This window comes from Mesorhizobium sp. M1399, assembly GCF_040317735.1.
Taxonomy (GTDB): domain Bacteria; phylum Pseudomonadota; class Alphaproteobacteria; order Rhizobiales; family Rhizobiaceae; genus Mesorhizobium.
The window spans coordinates 217198-241380 of the sequence record NZ_JAMYKZ010000012.1 but is presented as its reverse complement, the minus strand read 5'-3'; the positions used below and the strand labels follow the sequence as shown (position 1 = coordinate 241380).

Annotated in this window: 27 protein-coding genes and 1 tRNA gene; 16 read left to right on the top strand and 12 right to left on the bottom strand. The window is 61.8% G+C overall.

The window, feature by feature from the left end:
* The first annotated feature begins 3 nt into the window (after positions 1-3).
* Both NKH05_RS22575 and NKH05_RS22570 read left to right on the top strand, forming a co-directional pair.
* Positions 4-942, top strand: a complete 939-nt coding sequence (locus NKH05_RS22575; protein WP_352481228.1) for an ABC transporter ATP-binding protein — start codon at positions 4-6, stop codon at positions 940-942.
* Positions 939-1688, top strand: coding sequence for an ABC transporter permease (locus NKH05_RS22570; protein ID WP_023717283.1), 750 nt, complete (start codon positions 939-941; stop codon positions 1686-1688). The genes NKH05_RS22575 and NKH05_RS22570 overlap by 4 nt, the downstream gene beginning before the upstream one ends.
* A 25-nt stretch (positions 1689-1713) precedes the next feature.
* Here NKH05_RS22570 and NKH05_RS22565 read toward each other — a convergent pair whose 3' ends face one another.
* Positions 1714-1947: a hypothetical protein gene (locus NKH05_RS22565; protein WP_352481226.1), complete on the bottom strand. Its 234-nt coding sequence runs from the start codon at positions 1945-1947 to the stop codon at positions 1714-1716.
* A 79-nt stretch (positions 1948-2026) separates the two neighbouring features.
* Between NKH05_RS22565 and NKH05_RS22560 the strand changes: the two genes are divergently transcribed.
* A complete protein-coding gene (locus tag NKH05_RS22560; RefSeq protein ID WP_352587782.1) occupies positions 2027-2527 on the top strand; it encodes a DUF2165 family protein in 501 nt (166 codons plus the stop codon).
* 253 nt (positions 2528-2780) lie between these two features.
* Positions 2781-4922, top strand: coding sequence for a sodium-translocating pyrophosphatase (locus tag NKH05_RS22555; protein ID WP_023717286.1), 2142 nt, complete (start codon positions 2781-2783; stop codon positions 4920-4922).
* 121 nt (positions 4923-5043) lie between these two features.
* On the opposite strand, the gene NKH05_RS22550 is transcribed toward NKH05_RS22555, so the two are convergent.
* Entirely contained in the window at positions 5044-5577 is a 534-nt protein-coding gene (locus NKH05_RS22550; protein ID WP_023717287.1) for an outer membrane protein assembly factor BamE, read from the bottom strand.
* 114 nt (positions 5578-5691) lie between these two features.
* On the opposite strand from NKH05_RS22550, the gene NKH05_RS22545 reads away from it, so the two are divergent.
* From NKH05_RS22545 to NKH05_RS22515, 7 genes are all read left to right on the top strand, one after another.
* Positions 5692-6249 (top strand): ubiquinol-cytochrome C chaperone family protein, encoded by a 558-nt coding sequence (locus tag NKH05_RS22545; RefSeq protein WP_023717288.1) that lies wholly within the window; start codon positions 5692-5694, stop codon positions 6247-6249.
* A 22-nt stretch (positions 6250-6271) separates the two neighbouring features.
* Positions 6272-6820: a YceD family protein gene (locus tag NKH05_RS22540; protein WP_023717289.1), complete on the top strand. Its 549-nt coding sequence runs from the start codon at positions 6272-6274 to the stop codon at positions 6818-6820.
* Between the two features lie 123 nt (positions 6821-6943).
* Positions 6944-8014, top strand: a complete 1071-nt coding sequence (gene plsX / locus NKH05_RS22535) for a phosphate acyltransferase PlsX (RefSeq protein ID WP_352481224.1) — start codon at positions 6944-6946, stop codon at positions 8012-8014.
* A 9-nt stretch (positions 8015-8023) separates the two neighbouring features.
* Positions 8024-8995: a beta-ketoacyl-ACP synthase III gene (locus tag NKH05_RS22530; protein WP_023717291.1), complete on the top strand. Its 972-nt coding sequence runs from the start codon at positions 8024-8026 to the stop codon at positions 8993-8995.
* Between the two features lie 104 nt (positions 8996-9099).
* Positions 9100-9423 (top strand): integration host factor subunit alpha, encoded by a 324-nt coding sequence (locus NKH05_RS22525; protein WP_023717292.1) that lies wholly within the window; start codon positions 9100-9102, stop codon positions 9421-9423.
* Between the two features lie 247 nt (positions 9424-9670).
* On the top strand, positions 9671-10213 hold the full coding sequence (locus NKH05_RS22520) for a MerR family transcriptional regulator (RefSeq protein ID WP_023717293.1): 543 nt from the start codon (positions 9671-9673) through the stop codon (positions 10211-10213).
* Between the two features lie 75 nt (positions 10214-10288).
* Entirely contained in the window at positions 10289-10621 is a 333-nt protein-coding gene (locus tag NKH05_RS22515) for a hypothetical protein (protein WP_023717294.1), read from the top strand.
* Positions 10622-10743: 122 nt separating this feature from the next.
* On the opposite strand, the gene NKH05_RS22510 is transcribed toward NKH05_RS22515, so the two are convergent.
* A complete protein-coding gene (locus NKH05_RS22510) occupies positions 10744-10935 on the bottom strand; it encodes a hypothetical protein (RefSeq protein ID WP_352481222.1) in 192 nt (63 codons plus the stop codon).
* A 316-nt stretch (positions 10936-11251) separates the two neighbouring features.
* On the opposite strand from NKH05_RS22510, the gene NKH05_RS22505 reads away from it, so the two are divergent.
* Positions 11252-11530, top strand: coding sequence for a helix-turn-helix domain-containing protein (locus NKH05_RS22505; protein WP_352481221.1), 279 nt, complete (start codon positions 11252-11254; stop codon positions 11528-11530).
* A 119-nt stretch (positions 11531-11649) separates the two neighbouring features.
* Positions 11650-12108, top strand: coding sequence for a YbaK/EbsC family protein (locus tag NKH05_RS22500; RefSeq protein WP_353026088.1), 459 nt, complete (start codon positions 11650-11652; stop codon positions 12106-12108).
* A 38-nt stretch (positions 12109-12146) separates the two neighbouring features.
* Here the strand turns inward: NKH05_RS22500 and NKH05_RS22495 are convergent, their stop codons facing one another.
* Positions 12147-12341: a hypothetical protein gene (locus tag NKH05_RS22495; protein ID WP_023717300.1), complete on the bottom strand. Its 195-nt coding sequence runs from the start codon at positions 12339-12341 to the stop codon at positions 12147-12149.
* Positions 12342-12494: 153 nt separating this feature from the next.
* Positions 12495-12728: a hypothetical protein gene (locus tag NKH05_RS22490; protein ID WP_031193496.1), complete on the bottom strand. Its 234-nt coding sequence runs from the start codon at positions 12726-12728 to the stop codon at positions 12495-12497.
* A gap of 499 nt (positions 12729-13227) precedes the next feature.
* Between NKH05_RS22490 and NKH05_RS22485 the strand changes: the two genes are divergently transcribed.
* Positions 13228-13527, top strand: coding sequence for a DUF1236 domain-containing protein (locus NKH05_RS22485; RefSeq protein ID WP_023717301.1), 300 nt, complete (start codon positions 13228-13230; stop codon positions 13525-13527).
* Between the two features lie 713 nt (positions 13528-14240).
* Here NKH05_RS22485 and NKH05_RS22480 read toward each other — a convergent pair.
* From NKH05_RS22480 to NKH05_RS22460, 5 genes are all read right to left on the bottom strand, one after another.
* Positions 14241-14317: transfer RNA gene (locus tag NKH05_RS22480), tRNA-Pro, on the bottom strand.
* Positions 14308-15642: an O-antigen ligase family protein gene (locus NKH05_RS22475; protein ID WP_352481220.1), complete on the bottom strand. Its 1335-nt coding sequence runs from the start codon at positions 15640-15642 to the stop codon at positions 14308-14310. The genes NKH05_RS22480 and NKH05_RS22475 overlap by 10 nt, the downstream gene beginning before the upstream one ends.
* Positions 15639-17174: an undecaprenyl-phosphate glucose phosphotransferase gene (locus tag NKH05_RS22470; protein ID WP_352481219.1), complete on the bottom strand. Its 1536-nt coding sequence runs from the start codon at positions 17172-17174 to the stop codon at positions 15639-15641. The genes NKH05_RS22475 and NKH05_RS22470 overlap by 4 nt, the downstream gene beginning before the upstream one ends.
* A 123-nt stretch (positions 17175-17297) precedes the next feature.
* Positions 17298-18422, bottom strand: a complete 1125-nt coding sequence (locus NKH05_RS22465) for a glycosyltransferase family 4 protein (RefSeq protein WP_352640066.1) — start codon at positions 18420-18422, stop codon at positions 17298-17300.
* A 12-nt stretch (positions 18423-18434) separates the two neighbouring features.
* Complete coding sequence (locus tag NKH05_RS22460; RefSeq protein ID WP_023717305.1) at positions 18435-18998, bottom strand: polysaccharide biosynthesis/export family protein; 564 nt, start codon at positions 18996-18998, stop codon at positions 18435-18437.
* A 255-nt stretch (positions 18999-19253) separates the two neighbouring features.
* Here NKH05_RS22460 and NKH05_RS22455 point away from each other — a divergent pair, with 255 nt between their 5' ends.
* Positions 19254-21509: a GumC family protein gene (locus tag NKH05_RS22455; RefSeq protein ID WP_352717539.1), complete on the top strand. Its 2256-nt coding sequence runs from the start codon at positions 19254-19256 to the stop codon at positions 21507-21509.
* A 21-nt stretch (positions 21510-21530) separates the two neighbouring features.
* Here the strand turns inward: NKH05_RS22455 and NKH05_RS22450 are convergent, their stop codons facing one another.
* On the bottom strand, positions 21531-22760 hold the full coding sequence (locus tag NKH05_RS22450; RefSeq protein ID WP_352856110.1) for a GNAT family N-acetyltransferase: 1230 nt from the start codon (positions 22758-22760) through the stop codon (positions 21531-21533).
* An 89-nt stretch (positions 22761-22849) separates the two neighbouring features.
* Between NKH05_RS22450 and NKH05_RS22445 the strand changes: the two genes are divergently transcribed.
* Complete coding sequence (locus NKH05_RS22445; RefSeq protein ID WP_352495316.1) at positions 22850-23908, top strand: polysaccharide deacetylase family protein; 1059 nt, start codon at positions 22850-22852, stop codon at positions 23906-23908.
* Here the strand turns inward: NKH05_RS22445 and NKH05_RS22440 are convergent.
* Positions 23905-24132 (bottom strand): DUF2842 domain-containing protein, encoded by a 228-nt coding sequence (locus tag NKH05_RS22440; protein WP_023717309.1) that lies wholly within the window; start codon positions 24130-24132, stop codon positions 23905-23907. The two genes, NKH05_RS22445 and NKH05_RS22440, sit on opposite strands and share 4 nt — an antisense overlap.
* Positions 24133-24183 lie beyond the last annotated feature (51 nt).

The window sequence follows — 24183 nt, the reverse complement described above, 5'->3', positions numbered from 1 at the left end:
GGCATGATCGAGATCGAAGGCATCACCAAGCGCTACGGCGAGACGACAGTGGTCGACGACGTGTCGATAGTAATCGAGCCGCGCAGCATCGCCGTCATCGTCGGCACCTCCGGCTCCGGCAAGACGACGCTGCTTCGCATGATCAACCGGCTGGTCGAGCCGACATCGGGCGTGATCAAGCTCGACGGCGTCGACAACCGCTCGGTGCCTGATTATGAGCTGCGTCGCAGCATCGGCTATGCCATCCAGGGCCACGGTCTGTTTCCGCATCGCACGGTGGCACAGAACATCGCCACTGTGCCGGTATTGCTCGGCTGGGACGCCAACCGCATCAAAGCCCGCGTCGACGAGCTGATGACGCTATATCAGCTCGACCCGCAAGCCTACGGGCCACGCTATCCGCATGAGCTTTCCGGCGGCCAGCAGCAGCGCGTCGGCGTCGCCCGGGCGCTTGCCGCGGAACCCAACGTGCTGTTGATGGATGAGCCGTTCGGCGCGCTCGATCCAATCATCCGCAACAAGGCGCAGGAGGATCTGCTGGCGATCCAGAAGCGCTTCGGCACCACCATCATCCTAGTCACCCATGACATGGAAGAGGCCGTTCACATGGGCGACAAGATCGCGGTGATGGACGGCGGCAAAGTAGTGCAATATGCCGCGCCGGCCGAGATACTGGCGAAACCGGCCAGCGCGTTTGTCGAGACCCTGGTTGGCGCCAGCGAAAAACCGTTCCGGCTGTTATCGCTTGGCCGGGTGCGCGACGCGGTGGAAAAAGGCACGGCCGAAGGCGAGGCGATCCCCGGTGATGCCAGCCAACGCGACGCGTTGGCCGAACTCCTGTGGTCGGGCCGCCCGGCACTGCCCGTGAAAGATACTGATGGCAAATCGCTTGGCCGCGTTACTGTGGATGGACTGGTTAAACGCGCGGCGAGGCCGGCATGAAAGCCTGGCTTCCATCACTGCTCAGGCTTGCCCTGGTGGTGCTGCTTATTGCCTTCGTCACCAATCCCGGCTGGTTCGAACCGCTGCTGAAGCCGCTGACAGAGAACAACGCGCCGGTAATCTACAATCAGGGCAGCCTTTTGACGTTGACGCTGCTGCATCTGCGGACCGTCCTGATCGCAACGGTTGCCGCGACGATCGTTGCGGTCGCGCTCGCCATTCTGGTCACCAGGCCAGCCGGCGCCGAATTCCTGCCGCTGTCGCGCAGCCTGGTCAATATCGGCCAGACCTTTCCGCCGGTGGCGGTGCTGGCGCTTGCCGTGCCGGCCGTCGGCTTCGGCGAAAAGCCGACGCTGATTGCGTTGTTTCTCTATGGCCTGCTGCCGATCTTCGAGAACGCGCTGACCGGCCTGACGACGCTGCCGGCCAATGTCGTCGAGGCGGCGCGTGGCGCCGGCATGACCGGCTGGCAAAGGCTGGTCAAGGTCGAACTGCCGCTCAGCGCGCCGATCATCCTCGGCGGTATCCGGCTGTCGGTGGTGATCAGCCTCGCCACCGCGACCATCGGCTCGACAGTGGCGGCGAGGACATTGGGCGAGGTGATCATCGCCGGCCTGCTGTCGAACAACCTCGCCTTCATCCTGCAGGGCGGTCTGATCGTCGCCGCCCTTGCCGTGCTGATCTATGACGGGCTCTCGGCGATCGAGCGCTACACGGGCCGGCGCATGGGGCGCGAGGTGGAGTAGCCCCTCGGGGCAAAGTTCGCTTCTTTCAAAGGCCACTCGAACGCGCCGGATGATCGAGCGTCAGTTCGAGCGTGGTGCCCGTCTCGCTGGCGATCCAGCGGCGGCGGATGATGGCGAAATCGTGCTGTGTGCCGGCTCTAACCACAGAGACTAAGTCGCCCACCGCGCAATAGCTGTCGAGATCGAGGGTTTCGAGAATCGCGGCAATGTCTTGCTTCCCGGCATAATGTCTCGCGACAGTCGTGAGCACTATGATCACTGGTCCCCCCGTTGCGCGATCTTCGGGACTCGGCGATTGATGAGTGCGATGCCCCGATCTTTCAGCAGGAGTTCTTGCCATGACCGCGCGTTTCTCCAAGATCGTCATGTGTTTGTGTCTGGCGGCTTTCGCCTTCCTTGTCGCCTTCGGCAACATCACCGATTACGGCTCAAACTTCGCCTTTGTCCAGCATGTGCTGAGCATGGACACGACCTTTCCCGGCAACGCCCTGATGTACCGCTCGATCACCAACCCGTCGCTGTGGACGGCGGGCTACTGGCTGATCATCATTGGCGAGGCGCTGACCTGCTTGCTCTACCTAGTCGCCGCCTGGCGACTCTGGCAGGCGCGCAACGCCAGCGGACAGGCATTCAACGATGCCAAGAAGTTCGCCATCATAGCCGCCACCATGGGTTTCCTCGTTTGGTATTTCGGCTTCATGGTCGTTGGCGGCGAGTGGTTTGCCATGTGGCAGTCTTCGACATGGAATGGTCAGGAGGCGGCGTTCAAATTCTACATGACAATGCTGGTGGTGCTGATCTTCGTCGTCCAGCCGGACGGCGACCCGCGCAAAGTTTGACGGCCGTTCGCCGATTTCAATCGATCTAATCGGATGGCAGTGTCGACAGGCGCGCTGCCGTCCAGCCTTTTGGATGAAACCCGGGATCTTTTGAGCGAAAACCGGACAAAAACCGAACAATATCTTGACGTTCCGAGCCCTGTTTCGCATAAGCCGCTGCGAAGGGACGGATTCCGGTTGCGGAAAATTCGTCCCCTGTCTCAACGGCCCGGGGAGGGGTTCTTTTGGGCCACCAATCGAGGAAAATTCGGCAATGACCATACTTTCAGCTGTCATCGCCTGCGGTCTGCTTTCAGTCCTTTACGCCATCTGGGCGACACGTTCGGTCCTCGCGGCCGATCAGGGCAATGCACGCATGCAGGAAATTTCCGCGGCCATCCGCGAAGGCGCGCAAGCCTATCTGGCGCGCCAGTACACCACCATCGCCATCGTCGGCGTCGTGGTCCTGCTGCTCGCCTGGTGGCTGCTTTCGATCACCGCCGCCATCGGCTTCCTGATCGGCGCCGTTCTATCGGGCGCCGCTGGCTTCATCGGTATGCACGTCTCGGTGCGCGCCAATGTGCGCACCGCGCAGGCGGCGTCCAACAGCCTCGCTGCCGGCCTCGAGATCGCCTTCAAGTCGGGCGCCATCACTGGCATGCTGGTTGCTGGCCTGGCCCTGCTTGGCGTATCGATCTATTACCTGATCCTCACCCAGTTCATGGGCCTTCAGCCCGATGACCGTGTCGTCATCGACTCGTTGGTTTCGCTTGGCTTCGGCGCCTCGCTGATTTCGATCTTCGCTCGTCTCGGCGGCGGCATCTTCACCAAGGGCGCCGACGTCGGCGGCGATCTCGTCGGCAAGGTTGAAGCCGGCATTCCCGAAGACGATCCACGCAATCCGGCCACCATCGCCGACAATGTCGGCGACAATGTCGGCGATTGCGCCGGCATGGCCGCCGATCTGTTCGAGACCTATGCGGTGACCGTGGTCGCCACCATGGTCCTTGCCGCCATCTTTTTCGGTGGCACCGCCGTTCTCGGCGCGACCATGCTCTATCCGCTGGCCATCTGCGGCGCCTGCATTCTCACCTCGATCGCCGGCACCTTCTTCGTCAAGCTCGGTTCCAGCGGCTCGATCATGGGCGCTCTCTACAAGGGCCTGATCGTCACCGGCCTGCTGTCAATTGTCGGCCTTGCCGTCGCCACTTCGGCATGCATCGGCTGGGGTGAGATCGGCACCGTCGCCGGCATGGCCATCACCGGCACGAACCTGTTCATCTGCGGCCTGGTCGGCCTTGTGGTGACAGGCCTCATCGTGGTGATCACCGAATATTATACCGGCACCAACAAGCGTCCGGTGAACTCCATCGCCCAGGCCTCGGTCACCGGTCACGGCACCAACGTCATCCAGGGCCTGGCGGTCTCGCTCGAAGCGACGGCGTTGCCGGCGATCGTCATCGTCGGCGGCATCATCTCGACATACCAGCTCGCCGGCCTCTACGGCACGGCGATCGCGGTGACGACGATGCTTGGCCTCGCCGGCATGATCGTCGCGCTCGATGCCTTCGGCCCAGTCACCGACAATGCCGGCGGCATTGCCGAAATGGCCGGCCTGCCCAAGGAAGTGCGCCAGTCCACCGACGCGCTCGACGCTGTCGGCAACACCACCAAAGCGGTAACCAAGGGCTACGCCATCGGGTCGGCCGGCCTCGGCGCGCTGGTGCTGTTTGCGGCCTACTCTAACGACCTGAAGTTCTTTGCCGCCAATAGCGACAAATACCCCTACTTCCAGGGCATGGGCGACGTCTCCTTCGACCTCTCCAATCCTTATGTCGTCGCCGGCCTGATCTTCGGCGGCCTGATCCCGTATCTGTTCGGCGGCATCGCCATGACCGCCGTCGGCCGCGCCGCCGGTGCTATCGTCGAGGAGGTGCGCAAGCAGTTCCGCGAGGATCCGGGCATCATGGCCGGCACCTCGAAGCCGAACTATGCGCGCGCCGTCGACCTTCTGACCAAGGCAGCGATCCGGGAGATGATCGTTCCATCACTGCTGCCGGTGCTGGCGCCGCTGGTGGTCTATTTCGGTGTCCTCCTGATCTCCGGTTCGAAGGCATCCGCCTTTGCCGCGCTCGGCGCCTCGCTGCTCGGCGTCATCGTCAACGGCCTTTTCGTTGCCATCTCGATGACCTCCGGCGGCGGTGCCTGGGACAACGCCAAGAAGTCGTTCGAAGATGGTTTCGTCGACAAGGACGGCCTCAAGCACCTCAAGGGCTCCGAAGCACACAAGGCCTCTGTGACCGGCGACACGGTCGGCGATCCCTATAAGGATACTGCTGGGCCGGCGGTCAACCCGGCGATCAAGATCACGAACATCGTCGCGCTGCTGCTATTGGCCGTGCTCGCGCACGGCTAAGCTCGGTCGCCACGGCTCAAGACAAAAACCCGCGGGATCGCTCCCGCGGGTTTTCATTGCCTGAGATGTGCCGCCGCTTACAGGGAAGCGAAAAGAAAAGAAGCCGACACCGTCGAGTGGATCAGGTGCCGCCGAGCGTACTGCCGCCGCTGGCGCCCGGAACACCAGGCGTCAGCTTGCTGGCGCCACTGATGATCTGGCTGAGGAAGTTCTGGTCCTTGCCGCCGGTCGGCGTGGTGCGCGAGATGAAGTCGAACACCTTGCCGTCCTTCAGGCCGTAATTGGCGATCTGGGTGACGCGCCCGTCATCGCCAAAATAGACCGCCAGCACATGCTGGTCGACTAGCCGCGGCTTGTCGAAGGCGACATAGCGCTTGCGCGTCTGCGAAATGTAATAAAAGGCCTCGTTGTCGAAGGTCGCCTTCGTCGAGGGAGTGCCGAGCGCCAGCAGCACCTGTTCGCGGCTCGAGCCGACCGGCACCAGGTCGATCGCCTGCTGGTCGATGACGTAGCCCTGCGTCAGCGTCTCGCTCGGATTGAGATCGCCGATCATCTTGGACGAATTGCAGGCGGAAAGCGCCGCAGCGATCACCAGCAGCGAAACCGCACCGGCGGGCCTAGGCAGGAAAGTCGACTTGAATTTCAGCGCGCGCAACTACAACTCCATAAGCTGGCCGCAACTTGCGCTGGGCCGCAAAACCGGTAAACCAGCTTGCTTGCCGATGCAACAAGGCCACTTCAACAAACGGTCCCGGGAGACCACCCTCAAATGTTCCAGCGCCTCTTTGGCCGCGAACGTCACGCCAACCGCGCCATCACCGAGGCGCTTTACGCACAAATCGTGGCGGCGGCGCGGCAACCGGTGTTTTATTCCGCCTGGAACGTGCCGGACACGCCGCTCGGCCGCTTCGAGATGCTGTCGTTGCACATGTTCCTGTTCCAGCACCGGTTGCGCGGCGAGGGCGGTGCTGCGGCAGAGGTTGCGCAGGTGCTGATCGACGAGTTCTTCATGGATGTCGAACATTCGTTGCGGGAATTGGGCATTGGCGACGTCGGCGTGCCGAAGCGAATGCGGAAACTGGCGAAGATGTTCTATGGCCGTACCGCCGCCTATGACGATGCGCTGAAACGAAATGACCATGATGCGCTTGCCGCCGCCCTTTCCCGCAATGTCAGGCCGGATGCCGGCGCCTGGCCGCAAGCGTCGCAACTGGCACTCTATGCCGCCGATGCATCAAGGCAACTCACGCAACAGCCGACCGAATCGATCGTTTCCGGCACGGTGGCATTTCCAGTGGCCAACTCTGAGCGAAGGCAGGCCGAATGAAGGCGGCGAAGTGGAGGCGAAGATGAAACATCCTGATACCCACAGCCCAGTGTCATTCCTGGCAAATGTCGCCCGGATGCCGCAAAAAGGGCTGCCGGTGGTGATCGATGCCGACGCCGGGCAGCGCGCCATACTGGCCGTCGAGCATGAGCTGCTTTCGGTCGAGAACTATCGCGCCGAACTTCTGATCGAGCCGTGGAAGCGCAATGGGGTGAAAGTCAGCGGCCATGTCGAGGCCGATATAACGCAGGCCTGCATCGTCACTCTCGACCCGGTCGAGGCGCATATTGACGAGCCGGTCGAGGCGCTGTTCCTGCCGGAACAATCCAAGCTCGGGCGGCAAGGTTTCGACGGTGGCGGTGAGATCCTGCTCGACGCCGAAGGGCCGGACAGCCCGGAAACCTTTTCCGGCGACGCGATCGACGTCGGGGCGCTTGCCGAACAGTTCTTTGGCTTGGCGATCGATCCCTATCCGCGCAAGCCGGGTGTGTCGCTGGAGGCCGCCGGCGATGCCGAGCCTGTGGAGAATGAATTCCAGCAAAAGCTCAGATCACTGCTGGGAAAATCCTGATGGCTGACCCAATTTGAGAAAAGTTGGTTGTGCGGCAGCCCAAAACCGTTATTTTCGCCGAACCTTCGCGAGCCCCGTACCTTGGCAAGCCCGCTGGCCAAGCAACCGTGAGATGAACACCGCGTGATCAGGATTTCCATCGATGCCATGGGCGGCGATCACGGGCCAAGCGTGGTCATCCCGGCGCTCATGACTGTCGCCACCCGCCGTCCGGACATACGCTTCGTCATCTATGGGCGCGAAGAAGCGGTAAGGCCTGAACTCGCCAAATTCCCCAAGCTAGCGGAGGTGAGCGAGTTCATCCACTGCGAGATCGCAGTCCGGATGGACGACAAGCCGAGCCAGGCACTGCGCCATGGCCGCTGGAAGTCATCGATGTGGAAAGCCGTCGAAGCGGTCAAGGCAGGCACGGCGGACGCCTGCATCTCGGCTGGCAATACCGGCGCACTGATGGCGATGTCCAGATTCTGCCTTCGCACCATGGCGACCATCGACCGCCCGGCGATTGCGGCGCTCTGGCCGACATTGCGCGGCGAAAGCGTGGTGCTGGACGTCGGCGCAACCATCGGTGCGGATGCGCATCAACTGGTTGATTTTGCCATTCTGGGTACCGGCATGGCGCGCTCGGTTTTCGGCATCGAACGGCCGAGCGTCGGCCTGCTCAATGTCGGCGTCGAGGAGATCAAGGGTCAGGAGGAGGTCAAGGAAGCAGGCCGTATGCTGCGCGAGGCCAACATGGCCTCGATGAACTACCATGGCTTTGTCGAGGGTGACGACATCGGCAAGGGCAGTGTCGACGTCGTCGTTACCGAAGGATTTGCCGGCAATATCGCGCTCAAGACGGCGGAAGGCACGGTCAGGCAGATCGCCGGCTACCTGCGCGCCGCGATGAACCGGACACTGATGGCCAGGATCGGCTATATCTTCGCCAAGACCGCCTTCGATCGCCTGCGCGAGAAGATGGATGTCGGCCGCTCCAATGGCGGCGTCTTCCTGGGATTGAACGGCATCGTGGTGAAAAGCCATGGCGGGGCTGATTCGGATGGCTTCGCTGCGGCGATCGAGCTCGGCTACGACATGGTGCGCAACAATCTGCTTGACCGCATCGAGGCCGATCTCGACCTGTTCCATGCCCGCAATCCGAATGCCCAGACAATCCGGAAATCCGACGTCGTCATCGACGCAAAGGAATAGGAAAGAGCATTGATCAGATCAGTCGTGCGCGGCACGGGCGCCGCGCTGCCCCGCCGCATTATGAAGAATGCCGATTTTGAAGGCATGGTCGAGACCTCGGACGAATGGATCGTCCAGCGTACCGGTATTCGCCAGCGCCACATTGCGGCCGACGACGAGACGACGGCCTCTCTGGGTGAGGCGGCAGCGCGCGCAGCCCTCGACAGCGCCGGCCTGACGGCTGACGACATCGACCTGATCGTGCTGGCGACCTCGACGCCCAACAACACCTTTCCCGCGACCGCAGTCGAGATCCAGAACCGGCTCGGCATGCACCACGGTTTTGCCTTCGACCTGCAGGCGGTCTGCTCGGGTTTTGTCTATGCGGTGACGACCGCCGACCTCTATATCCGCGGCGGCTTGGCCAGACGGGTGCTGGTGATCGGCTCGGAAACGTTTTCGCGCATTCTCGACTGGAACGACCGCTCGACCTGCGTTTTGTTCGGCGACGGCGCCGGCGCGATAGTGCTGGAAGCAGGCACGGGGGCAGGCGGCATCGCCGACCGAGGCGTTCTGGCGGCCAGCCTGCGCTCCGACGGCATCCACAAGGACAAGCTTTTTGTCGACGGTGGGCCGTCGACTACCGGAACGGTCGGGCACCTCAGGATGGAAGGCCGCGAAGTGTTCAAGCATGCGGTCGGCATGATCACCGACGTCATCGAGGCGACGTTCGCACAGGCCGGCATCAGCGCCGCTGATCTCGACTGGTTCGTGCCGCATCAAGCCAATAAACGAATTATTGATGCTTCGGCCAAAAAGCTCGGGATAGAGGAGCGGAAGGTGGTGGTGACCGTCGATTTGCACGGTAACACATCGGCTGCTTCCGTGCCGCTGGCACTATCCGCGGCCGTCGCCGACGGCCGCATCAAAAAGGGTGACCTGGTGCTGCTTGAGGCGATGGGCGGCGGCTTCACCTGGGGCGCCGTCCTGCTGCGTTGGTAAGTGCCGAACTAACGGGTTCGGGTCCTTGACCTTGACGGATCAATTACTTAGGTTCTGCCGTTGCTTGTATCGATTTTATTTTTTGAGCTGATGGGACGGTTCGTATGGGGGGAAAGACACTTACGCGCGCCGACCTCGCCGAAGCCGTTTACCGCAAGGTTGGGCTGTCGCGTACTGAATCGGCCGAGCTTGTCGAGGCGGTGCTGAATGAGATCTGCGAGGCGATCGTTCGCGGTGAGACGGTGAAACTGTCGTCCTTCGCGACCTTCCATGTCCGTTCCAAGAACGAACGCATCGGGCGCAATCCCAAGACCGGTGAGGAAGTGCCGATCCTGCCGCGCCGGGTGATGACCTTCAAGTCATCGAACGTGCTGAAGAACCGCATCCTGCGCTCCCATCAAAACAGCAAGGCCAAGGGCAGCAAGTAGATTCCCGATCTCCCTTGCCGAGAATCCATGCTTCAGGCTTCGGTTGAAAAACGAAGCCTGCTTTTACGCCGGGCTTGAATATTGTTTCATAAACCGCTGAAATAAGATGCGATTCGGCAGGCCGGATCGGTATTTGGGTGTGATCCGCCCCGGTGGACGGAAAAGCTGCTCTCTTTGTTTTACCGTGATGTTGCCCAAAAACCGGTCCCCGCCTTTCGCGATCATGCTCTAGCGTGAGGATTCGCCCATGGACAAGAGCCCCGATGCTTTCCGCACCATCAGCGAGGTCGCGGAGGATCTGGATTTGCCGCAGCACGTGCTGCGCTTCTGGGAGACGCGTTTCAACCAGATCAAGCCGATGAAGCGCGGCGGCGGCCGCCGCTACTACCGGCCGCAGGACGTCGAGCTGATCAAGGGCATTCGCCACATGCTCTACGATCAGGGCTATACGATCAAGGGCGTACAGAAGCTGTTGCGCGAGAACGGCAACCAGTTTTTGATCGCCGTCGGCAATGGCGACATGGCGGCGGTCGAGGCGATCTCGCAGCGCCGGCAGGCTGACGCGGTACCGCTGACGCAAGCGGCGCAGCCGCGCGGCCCGGACGACGAGATGCTGGTCGGCCAACCGAGGGTGAAACCCAGCCGTCGTTTTTTCGGCATCGGCAAGACCGACGAGGAAGGCCCGGTTCCGCCGGACACGTCAAAACTTTCCCGTGATAATCGCGCATTGCTGCAGGAGGCGCTGTTCGACCTGCTCGAATGCAAGCGCCTGCTCGATCAGGTTCGCTAAAGCCCGCCGGGGCTGGCCGGAACGGTCTTCGGGGTCATGCGTTAGGCTTCCTTCTGCAGATGAAGGAACCACGTCATGGCATCGCTTTCGAGCATCTCCGACACCGATCTGAACAAGCAGGTCGCGGCCCTGACCAGGGAACTGGCCACTTTGAAGAAAGCCGTGTTGAAGCGGGGCGGCGCCTATTACGAAGACGGTCGCGATACCGCGTCGGACTATTATTCGGATATCGCCGAGCGTCTCGGCGACACCTTGCCCGCAATCAGAAGGCAAGGCCGGGCGATCGAGAAGACTGCCCGTGATCACCCGGCGACGGCGGCCGCTGTCGGGCTGGTTCTGGTCGGGCTGGTCGCCAGTCTGTTTCTCGGTGGCCGGCAACAAAAAGCGCCGCGAGCGCGTTCAAGGTAGGGGAAATGCGGTGGTCAGCGGGACCGCCGCCATTTCGTCGACGCGGCAAACCCCGGCAAGCTGGCCGCTCTTGATCAGAGGCCAAGAACGCCTGCTTGCCGGTTGTCTGTCCCAGGGTGTTTTCAGTACGTCTTCGCCACAACCTTCTTGTGATGATGGCGATGGTGGTGGACGCGGTGATGGTAGTGATGACGGTGATGCTTCTTGACGGTGGTGTGCATCGTCGCTGCATTCGCGCTGCTCGCGCCGATGATCGGCATCGAGAGGGCAAGTGCGATTGCAAGTCCAAGGGCGGAGAGAAGAGACTTCTTCATGACATCGTTTCCTTTTTGCGCAGGGCGAATTTGAGCGTCACCGATTCAGGTCGGTGACTCGAGCACTGCGGTCGGGACTATCGCCTTGGAGTTTTTCGGCAGTTTTTCCGGCCTGTAGAATTTTGTTTCCGAACTGTGTCCGCCGACGATCCGGCCAGATGTGAGCGCGCCGGCATCCACATTCATTCCGGCGTCGGTTCACGATGCCGTGACGCTATCTTTGATGCTTGGCAAATCACCGGGGAGCGGGCATTCTCCCGATCGTCTCAGGCAACAACATGATTTGATCTAACTCTTTCATCCCACGGAGTTGCCAATGCCCCAAATAGCAAAACGCGAACCTTACTCCGAACTGGCGGCGAGCGCGGTTACGCCTGAACGCAGTGCCGTCCGAACCGCCCGGGAAGCCCGTGGATACAGTATCGAAGAGCTGTCCCTGGCGTGCGGGCTGGCAGCCTATGAGATTGCCGACATCGAAAGCGGCAACGATGCCGATCCTTCGAAACGTCGGCGTATTGCCTCCGCGCTTCAACTTCCGGAAAGCGCTCTGTTCGACGAAGCCGTGTTGCCTGCGAAAAGGCGGTCCGTGTCGTAGCGGCGTGCCATGCGTTTATTCGACGAGCTCGCCATGGGTTGCCCTGGCGGGCTTCGTTTTTCCGGCCACGTAGCGGACTTGCCGGCCGCCACGGCGACGCGAGACGGAAATCGCCGGAGATGAGCCTCGAATCCGTTCGCGCTTTCTTGGTCGCCCACGCGCCCGAAATCGACGTCATCGTTACGCAAGCCAGCTCGGCGACGGTGCCTCTGGCTGCCGAAGCGCATGGCGTAGCGCCGGCGCAGATTGCCAAGACGATCTGCCTGCGCGCCGGCGACCAGACGATGCTGATCGTGGCCAGCGGCATCTCCAGGCTGGACAATCGCAAATTCAAGCACCGGTTCGGCGGCAAGGCGCGAATGCTGGATGCCGAGCAGGTGCTCGCCGCGACCGGTCATCCCGTCGGTGGGGTGTGCCCGTTCGGCCTACCGGCACCGCTCCCGGTGTACTGCGACGTCTCGCTGCGCGCCTTTGACGAGGTCGTCCCCGCCGCAGGCGCGACGAACGCCGCCGTCCGGCTCAGCCCGCAACGCATGGCCGAACTCGTCGACGCCGAGTGGGTGGATGTCTGCCAGTAGCCCTTTATCCGGGTCGTGGGATCCGGTGAGCGTTACCGCTATTCGGTCTTCTGTGGCTCTTCTTTCTTGATCGTCTGAGCGTCCGCGGCTGTCGACATATCGGCCTTCTCGACGCTCGCTGTCCTCGTCTGCGTGTCGACCGATGCCTGGACCTTTGAATGCGCGGGGCAATCCGCAGAGGCAGCGGATATGGACAGGGTCAGTGCGGCGGCTGTTGCGAGGAATGTCTTCATGATCATTCTCCTCTTTCATTGGATATTCGTTGGGAAGATTAGCCCGTCTGGCACCGACCGCAAAATCACATTTGTTCACGCGCGCCCTTGCGTGCACGGAAGCCTACGCTGGACCAATAATTCAAATGGTTGCGCGGATAGCCGCTTGCCGTATCAAAACCCACTGCCTCCGGCCGGAGGATTTTTGGCGTAAAAAATCTCGCCGCTCAGAGCCAGTCTCAAATCTTCGGCGCTGAGCTGACCACTTTCGAACAAATCCATCACCCTGCGGCCGAGCACTTCTCTGCCTGGATCGCCGTCAGCGAGGCCTAGTTCACGGCATCGGGCATCAAGTGCTTTGGCCAACATGGTCAGCTCGGCAGGACAGGTAGCTCCTTGAAGCGACATTGCATCTCTCCCGAAAAGGCCGAAAGGGCGTGTCATCTTCGAAGCGTCCGCTCGCCCTTACAACTGCGGACGACGGCAATTCAACTAGAGCCAACCTTTTTCGAACTCAACATTCGAACGTATTAAAAACGCCGCCCGCGCTCCAATGGGAGGATCCTGCTACAATACGGTATGGCCGTCCGTATAGCGGTTGTCCTAATGCTTCTTTTCGCCTTCGCCTACGGTTTCGCAAAACTCGTGGAACATTATGGCAGCGTTGGCGACAGGCCCTCTCCGTGTGAAGAATTGCCCTATCCTGATTGTCCTGACCCAAAAGCTCCTCCCCGGGAAGAAACTAAGCCTTGAGCAGGTGCTTGTTTGTAGGCGGCCTCATGGCCATGGCACCGGAGTTCGCCCACCGCCAGCGGAACAACAAGTCTTTCGGCTCGTTTAGGTAAGTAGCCCCGCACGGAAGCATCAAGCACCGTAGCGGAAGGTTGCCTCGCTGGAGGATTGCTATATGGGAAAGCAACTTTTATCTGCTGCGACAGGAATCTTTCTTTTCGTAGGTATCGGAACCGCCGCTGCTCAGGACGTCATCATTCAGCCTGAGCAAGACACGGTGATCCGGGAGTATGTAAAGAAGAAGCCGGTAGCATCCCTGAGCCTTCCCGGTGTTGAGCTCAACATTGGCACCGCTCTGCCCGACACAGTCGAGCTTTACGAAGTGCCGGACGTTCAGTACCGCTATGTAGTCGTCGAGGGACGAACCGTCCTGGTTGATCCAGGTACCCGCAAAATTGTTAAGATCTACGATTGATTTTCTGCCTGAAGCCCGCCGTGCCGAAAAAGCGGCGGGCTTGTTTGCGTTCAGCCGCCAATCGCGGTAGCGGACGATGCGCTCGCGTCCTCACGGAAACCGGCGGGGTGAGCTGCCACGTTTCGTTCCCAGGCCGCCAGCATCCAGGTTGGGTTCTTCATGCTTGCTGCCATTGATCCTTCCGGCATTCCCGCAAGCAACGAGGGCCGGGCACGTTGCGCTTGCTCGACTTTCCTGACCCCGTCGCTGCCGCCCTGAAAAAGTTTCAGGCCAAGCCGGCCGCCGGCGTTGAACCAGTTCGTTCCAACCGCCGGTTGGTGGACGCGCTACCGCTCATGCGCCTAATGTCGACTTGATCCGCGCGCACCTGGCAAGCCCGCCCACCCGAGTCCCCCGCCTGGTGCAACAGCGCTTGATCGGCCCCGCCGTACTTCATGTGCGGCGGGTTTTTATTTACTCGATGGAACAACCCGGCCGGCGCGACGGTTCATCTCAACGCAGCAAGTCCCTCCTCATAAGAATTGCTGCCAGATCGGGTTGCACCGATCTGCCCGCGTCCTTCTCCCGGAAGGCGCGAGCTTTTTGCATGCTGGTTTGGGCTATTCCACATTGACCTGGCGAGCGAAGCCCTTGGTCGAAATCGTGTTGCGCTGGCTGCAATGCGGCTATTCTGTATGGCCAGTTGGGGGAACTGGCTAAGCCTTTGGATTTAATGGTCGGAGTGGCCGGATTCGAACCGACGACCCCTTGACCCCCAGTCAAGTGCGCTACCGGGCTGCGCTACACTCCGGACCGGTCGCGATGTATCGTGATAGACTGGGTCCGGTCAACCGAATTCGGCTGCTGTCCGGCCTGAAGCAACAGCAACGGAGGTTGCGGGCGCCGCGCCGCCCGCAACTGCCACTGATGGCGGTATTCCAGCGCGATGGCGCCCCAGATCAGGCCGAGCAGCAGGTAGACATGCCGCCAGTGGTCGATGTCGATGAAGGTGCCGAGCCCGATATTGCCGATGAAGGCGACATAGGCGCATAGTAGATAAGGCTGCCAGGGCCGGTCGCGCAGCAGAATGCGGAAGCCGGCGGCGATCGTCCAGCACGTCAGCGTCAGGAACGACACGAAGCCGAGCCACCCGTAATCCATCAGCATCTTCAGCCAGATGTCGTGCGTGTCCTCGCCGAACATCTTGCCGAATACGAGCGGGCCGATGCCGAACGGATGCTCCAGCGCCATCTGAAAGCCGATCGTGTAGCGGGCGAAGCGGCCGAGGCGGGCGGTGTCGTAGCTTTGTTCGAGTTGCGCGCGATTCGAGAACATCTCCGCCACGCCAGGCAGTTGCAGGATGACGATCATCGCAATGACCAGCAGTCCGACGGCGGCGATGGTCATGACGACGACGCGCAGCCGGAATTTGCCGCTGGCGCTCTGCAGGAACAAGGCCCCGGTCAGCAGGATCGCCGAAACGGCGAACATGCCCCAGGCGCCGCGCGAAAAAGAAAAGAAGATGCCGGCGGTGATGATCAGCAGCGGCACCGCCAATAGAGGCATGCGCGCGATCGAGCCGGTAAGCAGCAGATAGAGCAGGTAGATGCCCGGCAGCACCAGGAACGGCCCGAACACGTTCGGGTCCTGGAAGGCGCCGGCGGCACGGTCGTATTTGGTGAAGATCTCCGCTCCTGGAAAGGCATGGAAATAGCCGGCTATGCCGACCAGCGAAGTCAGCACTGCCGACACGACATAAGCGACGAAGATCACGCGGTAGAGACTGGGCTGGACGGCCGTTACGGAAGCGAAGAAAACCGCAGTGAGGGTCAGGAACAGCGAGACGGCGAGATAGAGCGGCGTGGCGGCGAGGTCCGGCATCTGCGTCATCGAGATCATTCCGCCGATGTTCATGATCATCAGCAGCACCAGAAGTGGCACCGCCGCGCGCTGTATGCGCATGCCGAACAAGGGCCACACCACGATCAGCCCGATCATATAGAGGTCGTATGGCGCCGGCTCGGCAATAACGAAACCGGACAGGAAGACGCCGAGGAAAACTGCCCCTGACGCAATCAGCGCAATGAGCTTGGCGTTGACCGCCGCCGCCGGCAATTCGTAGGCCGTCGCGCTCAATACGCATTTTCCGTGTTGAGCAGGCGGATCGGCGTCAGGAACAGGATTCTCAGGTCGAACAACAGCGACCAGTTCTCGATGTAATAGAGGTCGTATTCCGTGCGCATGCGGATCTTCTCGTTGGTGTCCATCTCGCCGCGCCAGCCATTGATCTGAGCCCAGCCGGTCACGCCGGGCTTGACCTTGTGTCGGGCGAAATAGCCGTCGACCACCTCATTGTAGAGAAGGTTGTGCGACTGCGCGGCAATGGCGTGCGGGCGCGGCCCGACCAGCGACAGCGAACCGAACAGCGAATTGAAGAACTGCGGCAATTCGTCGATCGAGGTCTTGCGGATGAAGCGGCCGACGCGGGTGACGCGCGGATCGTTCTTGGTCACGGTCTGCTTCGCCGTCGGGTCCGCCTTGTCGGTGTACATCGAACGGAACTTATAGACGTCGATGATTTCGTTGTTGAAGCCGTGCCGCTTCTGGTGGAACAGCACCGGGCCCTTGCTGTCGAGTTTGATCGCGATCGCGGTCGCCAGCATCACCGGCGAGAACACGATGATGCCGATGATCGAAAAGACGATGTCAAAGGCGCGTTTCGCGACCGAATCCCAGTCGTTGATAGGCTTGTCGAAGATATCGAGCATCGGCACCGAGCCGATGTAGGAATAGGCGCGCGGCCTGAACTGCAGCGCATTCGAATGCGCCGACAGCCGGATGTCGACCGGCAGCACCCACAGCTTCTTCAACAGTTGCAGCACGCGCGATTCGGCGGTCAGCGGCAGCGAAACGATCAGCATGTCGATGCGTGCGATGCGGGCAAATTCAATGAGCTCGGAAATCGTGCCGAGCTTGGGATAGCCGGCGACAACCGGCGGCGAACGCTTGTCACCACGATCGTCGAAGATGCCGCAGATGCGGATGTCGTTGTAGGGCTGCTTTTCGACCGAGCGGATCAGCACCTCCGCCGCCTTGCCGCCGCCGACGATGACGGCGCGGCGCTCCATCCGCCCGTCGCGCGCCCAGCGCCGGATCAGCTTCGACATCACCAGCCGGAGACCCAGGATCAGCACGAAGCCAATAACGAACCACGTGCCGAAGAGCAGGCGCGAATAGTCTTCCGACATTTTCATGGTGAAGGCGGTGAGCGCCATCAAGGCGAAGGTTCCAGCCCAGACCAGTAGGAGGCGGCCGAAATTGGCGATCGGCCGCATCAGCGCGACGATCTGGTAGCAGTCGGTGACGTCGAGCAAAACGACCGCGAGGAACGAGGTGGCGGCGATCGTCAGCGAGTATTGCCAGGCAAGATAGCTGAAAAAGCCGACATAGTAGAAATAGACGGCAAGACCCGACACCAACAGCAGCGCGAATTCCGCCATGCGCAGGACGCCGCTGACCATGATCGGCGACATCGTATCGCGCCGGTATTGCGAGGCGACCTGGCGGGCAACGTCGTTCATGCCGCCGGCCGTGTTGTTCTCGGCAGGGGCGTCGAATTTGCGCACCGCGTCTAGCGAAAAACGGCGCGCGGGGTCGATTTCGTTCATGGGGCGTCCGTAGGTTTCCCTCAGGTGAATAGCAAAAGAGAGCTAAGAAACCCTTGAAACAACAGATGGCTTTGGAGACGCTTTCACCGGGGGCCTTTTGCAGCCGAGTGGATATCAGTTGCTCTACTGTTTGAGCGCGGCGAAATAGGCCTTTTCGATTTCGGCGGCCATTACATCCGCGCCGAACCGTGCCTTGAGGTCGGCGGCACCGGGCATCAGGCCTTTGTAGGCGTCGAGATCGGCCAGAGCGGCGCTTATCTTGTCGCCAAGTTCGCGCGGGTCGGGCCGGATCAGGGCAGGGGAGCCGGTGTCGAAGATTTCCGGTATGCCCCCGACCGACGTCGCGATTAGCGGCTTGCCGGCGGCAAGCGTTTCCAGAACGATATAAGGCATGGCTTCCGCGCGCGAGGGAACGACGACCAGCTTGGCCAGCGTGAAGGCGAGCCTGGCTGGCATCGGCGGCAGGAAGCTGACCTCGAGGCCGAGCTGATCTACCTTGGCGCGATAGCGCGGCAGGTCGTCGCCGTCGCCGACCATCAGCGCTTTCAATGGGCGACCGAGCCGTGTTGCGGCTCGCCCCAGCGCATCGATGAAGATGTCCGGGCCCTTGAGGTCGCGCATCATGCCGATATAGAGGAGGTCGACGGCATTGTGCTCGGTCTGCACCGGCTCGAACTCGGCGGCGCGCAGGCCGTTGTGTACGAGAGCGTTCGGAATGGGCGGCTCGCCGACCTTCCTGCGATAAGTCCGCCGCTCATAATCGGAAACAAATAGCAGGCAATCGGTGAAGCGAGCCATGAAGCGTTCGAGCGCGAAGAACAGCTTCCCCATCGCCGTGGTTTCGTCATAGTGCAGTGAGCCGCCATGCGGCGAATAAAGGCGGGCTACGCGAGACCTGGATACCCGCAACAATGAGCCGAACAGACGGGCATAGGCGCCACCTTTGGCGCCATGCCCGTGCAGCACGTCCGGCCGCAATTCTTTTATGATCCTATAGGTGCGTCGGGCCGAAGCGAGATCGCCTGGCCCGACATGCCGCTGCATCGGTGTGCGATGAATGCCGAGCGCCAGGCTGCCTTTCATCTGTTCGAACAGCCGTTCCTCGAAATCGCCGCCAGTCGTCGAATCGCAGACGATGCCGACGGCATGGCCGGCGGCGACCTGAGCCTCGGTCAGGTCGCGCACATGCCGGAAGATGCCTCCGACGGGTGAGCGAAAGCAGTGGACGATCCTGAGTGTGTCCGCCACTTGGTCAGCACATCAAAACAGGCGTTCGCGAACATAGACTGTGTCGCCGGGCAACAGCGGGTCGGAGGTCACCACGCGTCCGGTTATAACCTTGCCGTTGATGTCGCGGGTAATGTCGACGCTTTCCTGGTTGGCGCGTGGCGTGAAGCCGCCGGCGATGGCGATGGCTTTCTGCACGGTCAGGCCCGGAACGTAGGAATATTGGCCCGCCGCGCCCACTTCACCCATGACGAAGATCGGCCGGTAGCGATCGATTTCGACCGAAACGTCAGGATCGCGCAAATAGCCCTGGCGCAGTTTCTCGGCGATCTCGCCCTCGAGTTGCTGGGCGGTGTGGCCGCGCGCCGGCACGTTGCCGACGAGCGGCAGCGAGAGATAGCCGGATTGGTCGACGCTGTAGGTGTTGGTCAATCCTTCCTGCTCGAACACGGTGACGCGGACGCGGTCGCCGGCACCGAGGCGATAGGGCTGGTCGAGCACTTCATGGAAGGCGGCCGGCGTCGGCCGGTAGCTTGAGCAGCCCGAAAGCATCGATACGGCAAGCAGCGCGCGGAAAAGGGGAGCAGTGCTTTTCATGAGCGGACACGTACCTTTGAATAGCCGGCGACTCTGCGGCAAACCTTAACGATCGAGCTCGGTTATCATCCTGTTAGGGTTAATGGCCGGTAAAGGCGCGCGGCCGATGCGGGCCCGATCGACAAATGCAGATGGTTTTCAGCCTCTTGTTTGCGGCTTGTTAGCAGAGCCTAACAGGTGCTTACCGCGTTATTAACGGCTGAGTTACCATAGTTGTTTACGGTGCATGCTGACTCAGTACCGGAGCAGGGATGCATGTCCGTTCAATCCGCGGCCGCAGATGTCGACGTCGATCTCAGGCAGCTTTTCGCCAGCCTGGCGCGAAACTGGCTGCGCATCCTTGTCGTCGCGCTGGCTGTAACCGGCCTGGCCTTTGCGCTCGCCTGGCTTGCAACGCCCGAATACAAGGCGGCAGCCAAGCTGGAGATCGGGCCTCGAGAATCGGAGTTCACGCGGCCAGCCGGTGCCAACGGCAACGAGCGGTCGATTCCCGACGAAGAGGCTGTGGCCACCGAGGTCCAGATCATTTCGTCCCCTGACATCCTCAAACAGGTGGCGGCGAAGCTCAACCTCGCGAAATTGCCCGAATTCGACGAGGCGCTGAAGATGTCGGCGCTGAGCCGCACCCTTGTCCTCGTTGGCTTGAAAAGCGATCCCTTCGAGATTCCGCTGGAAGAGCGCGTGCTGGACGCAATGCATGACAAGCTCAACGTCTATGGCGTTGAAAAAACCCGCGCGATCGCTATCGAGTTCTCGTCAGAGGATCCACAGCTTGCCGCCGCAATCCCGAACGCCATCGCAAACGCCTATATCGCCTCCAAGGGCAACGCCAAGCTCGAATCGAATTCCGCCGCCACCGACTTTCTGGCGCCGGAAATCGCGGACCTGCAGAACCGGGTGAAGGAGGCGGAGGCCAAGGTTGCCGCATTCCGTGCGCAGTCCGATCTTTTGATGGGCGGCAACAATTCGGTGCTTGCCACCCAGCAGCTGTCCGAATTGTCGAGCGAACTGTCACGGGTACGCGCCAACCGCGCTTCGGCGGAAGCGACCGCCGACAGTGTGCGCAGGGCGTTGCGCAATGGCGGCTCGCTGGATGCCGTTCCAGAGGTGTTGTCTTCCGACCTGATCCAGCGCCTGCGCGAGCGGCAAGTCGAACTCAAGAACAACATCGCCGACCTTTCCACCACCTTGCTCGACAATCATCCGCGCATCCGTGCGCTGAAGTCGCAGCTCGCCGATCTCGACCGCCAGATCCGCAACGAAGCGGAAAAGATCATGAAGGGTCTGATGGCGCAGGCCGAGACGGCGAAGGCACGAGAGGCTCAACTCGTGGCCGACGTCAACACCCTGAAGGCGGCGTCCGCCCGCGCCGGCGAAGAGCAGGTGGAACTCGATGCCCTGCAGCGCGATGCCGCGACCAAGCGCCAGCAACTCGATCTCTACTCGTCCAGCTATCTCCAGGCGGCCGCACGCAAGGATCGTAACTACCTGCCTGTCGACGCTCGCCTATTTTCGGAGGCCCGGGCGCCGACCGAACCCTATTTCCCCAAGATTGGTCCGATTGTCGGTGCGGCCTTTGTCGGCTCGTTGCTCCTCATGGCGATCGTCACGTTGCTGCAGGAACTGTTTTCCGGCCGCGCCATGCGTCCGGCCGCCGGTGCCCATTTCGAACGCATCGAGCAGGTTGCGATGCCGGCTGTCCAGGCCGAACGCGTAGTGGCCGAGCCCGGCCCGCCGGTTGCCCGGCCCGAACCGACAGTCGCCGTGATCGACCAGCTCGGTGAGTCCGACAACAGTGTCACTGAAACCAAACTGGAGCCGGAACCCGTCGCCGTGGCGGAAGCGGCTGCCGAGAAAATCGAACCGGAGTACTCTGAGATGGCTGCTGCAGACATTGAACCGGCACGTTCCACCCTCGGTGAGGTCGACATCGACAAGGCCGCGGAAAAACTGATCGCCACCGGTGCCGCCCGCGCCATATTCGTGTCGCCGGAAGGCGACGAGGCGGCTGCCTCGGCGGTGCTGGTGGCGCGCGCAGTCTCTGACGCCGGGCTACGCGTGCTGCTGCTTGATCTCACCGCTTCGGGTGCTGCCTCGCGGCCGATGCTGGACAGCGGGCTGTTTCCGGGTATCACCGATCTGCTCGCCTCGCAAGCGCAGTTCAGCGATGTGATCCACCCCGATCTCTATTCGGACTGCCACGTGATTCCCGTCGGCACAGCCGATCCGGTCCGTGCCATGCGCGCCGCCGACCGGCTGCCGATCATCATGCAGTCGCTGACCACCGCCTATGACCTGGTCGTTGTCGAATGCGGGCCAGCGGACGCGCAAGGCATCAGCCGCCTAGTGGGCGAGGGCACCGAGGTGCTGCTCTCCATGCTGGAGCCGGACGACGAGGTGACGCAAGCCGCAGTCGCGCTCATCGAGAGCGGCTATCCCGACCTGACGCTGGTCACGCCAATCGGCCATGTGGCGCCGGGGCCAATGCCGGGGCGGCGCTCGGCCGCCTGAGGCAGTTTTCTCAAATCGAAATCAGCTGTCGTCTTCGCCTGCGGCCGGTGCTGTCTGTCCCACAGCCTTGCGGCGCAGCAGCTTGGTCAGCTTCCAGACCATTGGGCTGTGCTTGATGAATGCTTTCAGGCTTGCGCCGTGCCTGAGCGCAAGCGCCAGCGCGCGGCCCTTCAGCGTCAGCGGAACCAGCACCTCGAAATGCTGCGTTTCGATATCGCACCACAATCGCTTATAGGGTTCGTCGCCGACTGAGAAATCATAGATTTCAAAACCCGTCTCGCAGGCTTCCTGGATGTTCTCGAAGAACAGGAAGTCGCCGGGGCTGGTGTGTGCGAGGTCGTCCTCGGCGATCGCCCCGAATTCGCAGATCAGCCGCTTGCCCGAGCGGCTCGACCCGGTGACCGCACGAAGCTTGCCGGCGACTTCCAGCCCATGCAGCACGAAGCACGGGTTTTCCTCTTGAAGCGCTTCGGCAAACAGCGAGCGGAAAAAAGCGCGCACCTCCGCTTCACCGAAAACATTGACGATGCCCATCTTGCGGAAGCGGAATTCCTTCATCTCGAAAAAGGCGTCGAGCAGCCTGTTCACCTCGTCCGCAGTCCTCGCCTCGATGCGACGATAGCTGCCGACGGCCTCGAACTTGCGCGCCTGCGAGCGATGCTTCTTGCGCCTGCGCTTGCCGCTCACGCGGGTGAGCAGTGCATCAAACCCTCCGACAAGACCGGCGGCCAGCGACAGATTGGGGCTCGAAAAATGCGGCAAGGCGGAGAGCGGGTTGGCAACGCCGTCGAGATCAGGCAGCAGCCGCTCTAGCGCGACAAGATCGATGTCGCGCCGCGCCTTGGCAATCGCGGCCAGCATCGAACGGATCGCCGCGATATCGGCATTCGCCAGCCATTGCAGGTCGGCAGCGGCAAAATTGCCGTTGGCATGGCGCCCGCCCATGAAGCGCGCAACGCGGAATGCTCCGCTGCGGGTGACCTCCAGCGCCAGCGAGAAAACCGGCCTGTCGTCGGCGCGCAGCGTCGCAACGACAACGTCGGCGCCGGTATGTGCGGCCCAGTTCAGGATCCAGCCTGCGCTCTGCGCCGGGGCAAAAAGCGCCGAACGGCAGAATTCGGCGTACGCCGCCAGCGCCGCACTATCGGCAACCGAGGTCGACAGGCCGGCTTTGCCGGCCGGCAAGGCACACGGCGACGCCTCGCTGCTTGCCAGCCGATTGCCGTCAAATGACGCGGTGGCGTCAACCATACCTCAATCCTTAGGGCGTATTCGTCGCGATTGGGGGTCCGCGCAGGCGCATTCCATGCTTGATGAGCTTAGGCGCAAAAGGTGAATGAATGATCGACGGGGGCGAGGCAATCCGCAAACTGGCGCTCAATCTCGCCCGCTATTCCGGTCTTGCGCCGCTGGCCAAGCCGTTCATCGGCGGCCTTGGCGCCATCCTGATGCTGCATCGGGTCACCGCGACGCCGGAAAAGCCGAACGGCGTCAACCGCCACTTGAACATCGCGCCTGGGTTCCTCGACATCGTGATCGCCGACATGAAGGCGAACGGCTACACGTTCGTTACTCTGGACGAGGCAATCGAGCGCATCAAGGCTGGCGACAAGGACGGCCAGTTCGCGACGATCACCGCCGACGACGCCTATCGAGACAACATGACCGAGGCGCTGCCCGTGCTGGAGAAGCACGGCGCGCCGATCACCATCTACGTCGCGCCGGGACTGATCGATGGCGCTGCCGATTTGTGGTGGGACGTGGTCGAGGACATCGTCAATGCGCGCGATCGCCTGACGCTGACGACGCCGGACGGCCCGGTGACGATCGATTGCTCGAACCCAGGAAAAAAGGTCCAGGCCAATGCGCGCCTGCACGCTCATCTGACGCTGAAGGTGCGCGAGCAGGACCAGCGTGCGGTATTGCGCGATCTGGCGCGTTCGAACGGCATCGAGTTGGGCGGTTCGCGCCCGAACACGCTGATGAACTGGGACGAGCTCCGCACCATGGCCGCGCACCCGCTGGTGACGATCGGAGCGCATAGCGTCAATCATTGCAATCTGAAGCGGCTTTCCGAGAGCGACGCGCGGCATGAGATCGGCGACGTCAAGCGCATATTGCAGGCCAAACTCGGCGAGGAGCCGCGCCATTTCGCCTATCCCTACGGTTATGCCAGCGCCGTCGGCCGTCGCGAAGTGGGCCTTGTCCGCGATGCCGGCTATGCCTCGGCCGTGACGACCCGCCACGGCATACTCCGCGCCGAGCATGCCGGGTTCCTGCATGCCCTGCCGCGCATTTCGGTCAATGGCCGCTATCAGAGCGTCGCCCACATCCGAACAATGTTGTCGGGCGTGACGACGCCGCTGGCCAATGCCGGCAAGACGGTGGTGACGATCTAACTGTTGCCTCGGCCCTTCGGCCGCGGCTCCAGGATCAGCCATTTGATGATGCCCATCGCCGGCAGCACCCACAAAAGCCCGCTCAGCAGGAAGAAGATGAAGTGCGCCAGCGGCCCGGACTGTGACAATTGGGCGACTGCCACGATCGAGGCGACCATCGCATAGACGACGACCAGCAGTACCAGCAGGAAGCTTCCGATCAGCTTTTTCAGGCGAATGGGCATAACGCGATCTCGTTGATCGCTATCGCTTAAGCCGAACAGCCAATACGCGCA